The organism is Legionella sp. (genome assembly GCF_049790535.1).
Classification (GTDB): domain Bacteria; phylum Pseudomonadota; class Gammaproteobacteria; order Legionellales; family Legionellaceae; genus Legionella.
This window is the reverse complement of record NZ_JBAQZB010000158.1, coordinates 1-2,523: the sequence shown is the minus strand read 5'-3', so window position 1 is coordinate 2,523 and position 2,523 is coordinate 1. Positions and strand designations below refer to the sequence as shown.

Sequence of the window (2,523 nt, the reverse complement as noted above, 5' to 3'; positions counted from 1 at the left end):
ATACAAGCCTCGATGTATGACAGAAATCGGGAAAAGATATCACAACTTTATAAATTGGGAGTTCCTATCCAAAAAATCATTGGAACCCATTTGGGTTAGGGTAAATATTTATCTCTCAAAGCATTTATATATAAAACTCAAACAATTTTGAATGTAAAAAAGTAAACCGATGGAATATTAAATTTTCATAAAAGGCTATCTTTGATGATGATAACATTCCATTTTTTTAGGATAATGGTTGAATTTGAATGTTCATAACATAGTTAATAAAATTCGTTTAACAAGATTATATGGATGGATATGGATTAACAACAGGGGTTGTAATTTAAGGGGTAATCTATGACAAGAAAAATAAAAACATTAGGTATATCATTGCTATTATTATCAGTAAACGGGCATTGCGGTCGAAATGGACCAACTCATCATAGCCGTGCAAATTGTGTGAACAATGAATCCATTTCATGGGATTATAATGCGGCTCATCATTATGGAGTCGTATCATTTCATACAAAGGATTATTTGCTTCCCGAAAAACAAACTCATCGTTTAGATACTGGCTGGGGATTTACACGTCGCCAAGCGGCAGTTTGCTGGGGAGAAGCGCCTACAGGTTATAACTATTATCTTGTAAATGGTTATCATTGGGAAATTGTAAATAAAAAAGAAGTATTACAAAAAAATACATTAACCGATGGCTGCAGTCTGTCTGATGGTTGGTTTAAATATTAAGGATTAATGATGAAAAGTAAAATAATAATTGGAAGTATAATAAGTTTAATAACTCAAGTTTCATTCGCTACAATTGATTTGTATTCAACAAATCTTCCACCTGATGCTTTTCCTAAAAAAGGATATAAAGAAATCATGGAACAAATAGCGAAAGAAGCTAAAGAAAGAGAAGAAAAAGGATATCTTGAACGTGAAAGTGGCTATTACGAACACTATCATGATATTGAAAACAAGATAAAATACTACACTTTGGCAAGTGTTCATTTAAAAAAATCATTTTCTAAATTAAGCCTTGTTCCTAATTTGAAAAAAGTACCTAATTTTGTTAAATCAGAAACATTCGGCTATGATGGAGTTGGTAGTTTTAACAAAGATGTTGGCTGGACTGGCGTAGCTGAACTCTTCAAAACAAAAGCATCGCATATCTGTCACTTTATGCATAATGATTTACAAGCTTCAGGTGGAGGATATTCTCTTTCTGAAGAAGATGCACAATATGATGTAAATGGTAAATATACAATAGTTGAAGTTACTGGAATACCTAAGAGTGGCTTTGATTACAAGGTTAATTGGTTGGATAAATTTAATGACTACACGCTTACATGTATAAATAAAGATTTTTCACCAGAATTTACACAATACGTTATTAATTTAGCCAAAGAAATTGATGCAAGTTGGTAACAAACAATCTTCTAGGGCATGTTGCATTCTTCTTTAAAAATAAAAAACGCAGTTGAATCAATGTGATAGCTACTCCTAGTAGATTCACTGCTGCGTTTTTAGGTTTAAATATGGTTTCACATATAACATTAATTAATTCCCATTGCCATGTATGGGCTGGATATGCGGTAAAACCTAATAATGCATATAAACGAATGATTTGCATACCAGATTAAGTGTTTTCACTACTTATTCGATTTACTAAAGCGGTAGCCGATTGAGCTCAAAGAGCAAGATTTCCGTTGAGTGCCGCAGGTGCGAATAAGAAAAATGTGATGTTTGATAGCCAGCGTGCTGGTTAGCTAACATCACCTATCTTGCCCTGGTTTTATAAAAACAAACTCCACACCTTCGGTTTTCATCTCATTGATAACATTTGTCATATTGGCCCTTGGGGAATAATGGACCTTATTTATCCAGATGTTTTTTAAGGAGCTGGCCTATTTTATTCGGTGATACCGGTTTAATGCACACTTCATTAGCCCCTAACGCAATACATTGTTGCTGCAGAGATTTATCAGCATGGGCTGTAATCACAAGAATAGGAGTTAATTGATTCAATGGGTTTGTGCGTATTATAGGTATTAACTCCCATCCCTCTTTATCGGGCAAGCCTAAATCTAATATAATGCAACTATAGGCTTGCTGCGATAAGGAATCTAATGCTTGGACTGCGGTGTCCACCAGCTCTAATTGATAATTAAGCTCACCTAGGGCAGCACGATAAATGTGCTGACACATGAGGCTATCCTCAATAATTAACAGAGGAAGACTAAGGGATTGATTTTTTGGCATGGTTTATTCTCTCTTCAGTTTTTTTCATTTTCTTGTTCACTGAATTGAAAAACCACGCCGGAAAACCGGCTAGTCTCAGTATTTAATTAAGGGTTATTTCTCCATAGCGAATGCCTAATGCAATGGCTTCTGCAATGTTTTTGCATTCCATCTTTCGAAAAATCGCCTGCCGGTGTCGCTCCACGCGGCGTACAGTGATGGCGAGAAAGGAGGCAATCTCTTTAAGACTTTTGCCTTGTGCGGATAAATACAAACAACGTCGTTCCTGTTCGGTTAACC

General features: G+C 35.2%; 4 protein-coding genes. 2 read left to right on the top strand and 2 right to left on the bottom strand.

What is annotated here, in order from left to right; all coding sequences use genetic code 11:
• Positions 1-339 precede the first annotated feature (339 nt).
• Positions 340-729, top strand: coding sequence for a hypothetical protein (locus WA877_RS11000; RefSeq protein WP_425170963.1), 390 nt, complete (start codon positions 340-342; stop codon positions 727-729).
• Positions 730-738: 9 nt separating this feature from the next.
• A complete protein-coding gene (locus tag WA877_RS10995) occupies positions 739-1,410 on the top strand; it encodes a hypothetical protein (RefSeq protein WP_425170962.1) in 672 nt (223 codons plus the stop codon).
• A gap of 447 nt (positions 1,411-1,857) precedes the next feature.
• Here the strand turns inward: WA877_RS10995 and WA877_RS10990 are convergent, their stop codons facing one another.
• Positions 1,858-2,244, bottom strand: a complete 387-nt coding sequence (locus WA877_RS10990; RefSeq protein WP_425170961.1) for a response regulator — start codon at positions 2,242-2,244, stop codon at positions 1,858-1,860.
• Positions 2,245-2,326: 82 nt separating this feature from the next.
• The coding region (locus WA877_RS10985; RefSeq protein WP_425170960.1) for a response regulator transcription factor at positions 2,327-2,523 on the bottom strand (197 nt) is incomplete at its 5' end.